The following is a 4,023-nucleotide window of genomic DNA, read 5'->3' as shown; positions in this document are numbered from 1 at the left end:
AGGTCCACCTCGGCGCTTCCCTCCTCCAGGATCCGGTCCAGCGCCGCGTCAAAGACGTGGGCCACGTGCTTGGGCGAKAACGGGGCGCCCACCGTCGCAACAGCCTTGAGCTCCGGAATCTGCCGGGCCGCGGACAGGACAGCAGCGCCGCCGAACGAATGTCCCACCAGCAACGACACCCGCCGGCCCGAGTCCCGCATGAACTCGGCGGCCTTGACGGTGTCGGCCACCTTGTGGCTGAACGAGCCCTCCGACCACATCCCCGCGGACTCCCCGAGCCCCAGGTTGTCGAACCGGAGCATGCCCACGCCGTTGTCCGCCAGGGCCTTGCACATCCGCGACGCCGAGGGGCTGTCCTTGCCCAGGGTGAAGCCGTGCGAGAACACGCCCCAGCCCTTCACCGGGCCTTCGGGCAGGTCCACGACGCCGGAGAGCAGTTCGCCGGTGGAACCTTGGAACGAGACTTTTTCTGAACGGGACATGGTGTCCCCTTTCGTGTGGGCGAGAAGACGACGACGGCGCCCCCACCCATAAGGTGAGAGGCGCCGTCGTCTGTTTCTCCTGGTTCTGGAGGAGTCGCTAGACCTTGCGGGACAGGATGGCCTGCTTGACCTCGGCGATGGCCTGCGTGACCTGGATGCCGCGGGGGCACGCTTCGGTGCAGTTGAAGGTGGTGCGGCAGCGCCACACGCCTTCCTTGTCGTTGAGGATCTCCAGGCGCATGTCGCCGGCGTCATCGCGGGAATCGAAGATGAAGCGGTGTGCGTTGACGATGGCCGCCGGGCCGAAGTACTGGCCATCGGTCCAGAACACCGGGCAGGACGAGGTGCACGCGGCGCACAGGATGCACTTGGTGGTGTCGTCGAACCGCTCGCGGTCCTCGGCGGACTGCAGGCGTTCCTTGGTGGGCTCGTGGCCGCGGTTGATCAGGAAGGGCATGACTTCGCGGAAAGACTGGAAGAAGGGCTCCATGTCCACGATCAKGTCCTTCTCCACCGGCAGGCCCTTGATCGGCTCGACCGTGATGGGCTTGGACGTGTCCAGGTCCTTCAGCAGCGTCTTGCAGGCGAGGCGGTTGCGGCCGTTGATGCGCATGGCATCGGAGCCKCAGACGCCGTGGGCGCAGGAGCGGCGGAAGGAGACGCTGCCGTCCATCTCCCACTTGATCTTGTGCAGGGCGTCCAGCACGCGGTCCGTGCCGTACATGGTGACCTTGAAGTCATCCCACGTGGCGTCCTCGGAGACCTCGGGGTTGTAGCGGCGCACGCGCAGCGTGACGTCGAAGGACGGGATTTCCCCGCCCCCGCCGACGCCGGCGGGCAGTTCGATCTTGGATGCTGGCTCAGCGAGTTCAGCGCTCATCTTAGTACTTCCTCACCATCGGCTCGTAGCGCGTAAAGACCACCGGTTTGGTGGCAAGCCGGATGCCGGCAATCGCCTCGGCGGAACCGTCCGCCGGAGCATGCTCATCCTTGTACGCCATGGAGTGCTTCATGAATTTTTCGTCGTCGCGCTCGGGGAAGTCCTCGCGGAAGTGTCCGCCGCGGGACTCCTCGCGGTGCAGGGCCGCCACGGTCATGACCTTGGCGAGCTCCAGCAGGAAGCCCAGTTCCACGGCCTCGAGCAGGTCCAGGTTGAAGCGCTTGCCCTTGTCCTGGACGCTGATGCGCTGGTACCGCTCCTMGAAGGACGCGATGTCTTTCAGGACCTGGTTCAGGGTATCGGCGGTGCGGAACACCTGCATGTTGGCATCCATGGTGTCCTGCAGTTCCTTGCGGATCGCAGCGACCTTCTCGGTGCCGTCGGAGGTGCGGACGTGGTCCAGCAGGTTCAGCGTGTACGCCTCCGGGTCTGCCGGGAGCTCCACGAAGTCCGCGGTCTTGGCGTATTCGGCGGCGGCGATGCCGGCGCGCTTGCCGAACACGTTGATGTCCAGCAGCGAGTTGGTGCCCAGGCGGTTGGAGCCGTGGACGGAGACGCAGGCGACCTCGCCGGCGGCATAGAGGCCCGGGACCACGGTGTCGTTGTCCTGGAGGACCTCGGCGCTGATGTTCGTGGGGATGCCGCCCATGGCGTAGTGCGCCGTCGGGAACACCGGAACCGGCTCCGTGTACGGCTCCACACCCAGGTAGGTGCGGGCGAACTCGGTGATGTCCGGCAGCTTGGCGTCGATGTGTGCGGGCTCAAGGTGCGTCAGGTCCAACAGGACGTAGTCCTTGTTCGGGCCGCAGCCGCGTCCCTCGCGGACTTCGTTGGCCATGGAACGGGCCACGATGTCGCGCGGGGCGAGGTCCTTGATGGTGGGCGCGTAACGCTCCATGAAGCGTTCACCCTCGGAGTTGCGCAGGATGGCGCCTTCGCCGCGGGCGGCCTCGGAGAGGAGGATGCCCAGCCCGGCAAGACCTGTCGGGTGGAACTGGAAGAACTCCATATCCTCCAGCGGGATGCCCCGGCGGAACGCGATGCCCATGCCGTCACCGGTGAGGGTGTGGGCGTTGGACGTGGTCTTGAAGACTTTGCCGGCGCCGCCGGAGGCGAACACCACGGACTTGGCCTGGAAGACGTGCAGTTCGCCGGAGGCGAGGTCGTAGGACACGACGCCKGCAACGCGCTTCTGCTTGTACGGGGTGCCGTCCTCGCGGACCGCGTCTTCCTCGACGGTCAGCAGGTCCAGCACGTAGTACTCGTTGTAGAACTCAACGTTGTGCTTGACGCAGTTTTGGTACAGGGTCTGCAKGATCATGTGGCCGGTGCGGTCCGCGGCGTAGCAGGCGCGGCGGACCGGTGCCTTGCCGTGGTCGCGGGTGTGGCCGCCGAAACGGCGCTGGTCAATGCGGCCCTCGGGCGTGCGGTTGAACGGCAGGCCCATCTTCTCCAGGTCCAGGACGGCGTCGATCGCTTCCTTCGCCATGACCTCGGCGGCGTCCTGGTCAACCAGGTAGTCGCCGCCCTTGATGGTGTCGAAGGTGTGCCACTCCCAGTTGTCTTCCTCGACGTTGGCCAGGGCCGCACACATGCCGCCMTGCGCCGCGCCGGTGTGGGACCGCGTGGGGTAGAGCTTGGTCAATACTGCTGTTCGGGCGCGCTGACCTGATTCGATCGCCGCGCGCATCCCGGCGCCACCGGCACCGACGATCACGACGTCGTACTTATGGACCTGCATACCAGACGCTCTTTCTCTCAAAATTCGCTATAACCCACCGGCAGGTTCGCGCCTGTCCGGTGAAGTCTCGTGCAATCTGCGCCTGCGCTCGGCAGGCAAGATCAGTTGCCGTGACGGACCGTGCCTGCCCGCTGGGGCAGCGGTCCGCGGCGGCTCCGCTGTTACGGCTGAGCCGTGACGGCTGCGCCCCTAAGGTGCGGGGCAGAATCCGCCGGGAAGCTGGACGCCGTTGACCACGGGGCACGGGTCGAACGTGAAGATGACCAGGGTGCCCAGGATGATGATGACGGTGGTGGCCGCGTAGAGCACGATCTTCAGCCAGAGACGCGTGGCGTCCCTCTCGGCGTAGTCATTGATGATMGTGCGGACACCGTTGGTGCCGTGCAGCATGGCCAGCCACAGCATGGCCAGGTCCCAGAACTGCCAGAACGGGTCGGCCCACTTGCCGGCCACAAAGCCGAAGTCGATCGCGTGGATGCCCTCGCCGACGAGCAGGTTGACGGTCAGGTGACCGAAGATCAGCACCACCAGCACGACGCCGGAGAGCCGCATGAAAAGCCACGCGAGCATCTCGAAGTTGCCCTTGGACCCGCCGCTKCGACGGTACTTCGGCTGGATCTTTCCGCTGCGCGGACTCTGAATGGTTGCAGTCATGGCTTAGTGGCCTCCAAGAGCGAGGGACAGGTGGCGGATGGCGAAGCCGGCCATKACGACGACCCAGAGGCCCAGGACCGTCCAGAGCATCTGACGCTGGTATTTGGCACCCTTCTTCCAAAAGTCGACGGCGATGATCCGCAGGCCGTTGAAGGCGTGGAACACGATCGCTGCGACAAGGCCCGTTTCACCCAGGGCCATAAGGG

Annotated in this window: 5 protein-coding genes; all 5 read right to left on the bottom strand. The window is 65.6% G+C overall.

Annotated features, from left to right (window positions below):
* Positions 1 to 482 (bottom strand): alpha/beta hydrolase family protein (locus AC1DBQ_RS22370; protein WP_476930601.1); only part of this gene is annotated, 482 nt, incomplete at its 3' end.
* Between the two features lie 97 nt (positions 483 to 579).
* Positions 580 to 1,362 (bottom strand): succinate dehydrogenase iron-sulfur subunit, encoded by a 783-nt coding sequence (locus AC1DBQ_RS22365; RefSeq protein WP_476930600.1) that lies wholly within the window; start codon positions 1,360 to 1,362, stop codon positions 580 to 582.
* A gap of 1 nt (position 1,363) precedes the next feature.
* Positions 1,364 to 3,163 (bottom strand): succinate dehydrogenase flavoprotein subunit, encoded by a 1,800-nt coding sequence (sdhA, locus tag AC1DBQ_RS22360; RefSeq protein WP_476930599.1) that lies wholly within the window; start codon positions 3,161 to 3,163, stop codon positions 1,364 to 1,366.
* Between the two features lie 189 nt (positions 3,164 to 3,352).
* Complete coding sequence (locus AC1DBQ_RS22355) at positions 3,353 to 3,817, bottom strand: succinate dehydrogenase hydrophobic membrane anchor subunit (protein ID WP_476930598.1); 465 nt, start codon at positions 3,815 to 3,817, stop codon at positions 3,353 to 3,355.
* Positions 3,818 to 3,820: 3 nt separating this feature from the next.
* Positions 3,821 to 4,023: succinate dehydrogenase/fumarate reductase transmembrane subunit (locus AC1DBQ_RS22350; protein ID WP_476930597.1), on the bottom strand; the 203-nt coding region annotated here is incomplete at its 5' end.

Source organism: Arthrobacter sp. 10T413_2 (genome assembly GCF_056394205.1).
The sequence above is the reverse complement of the archived record's forward strand: the minus strand, read 5'-3'. Positions and strand labels throughout refer to the sequence as shown.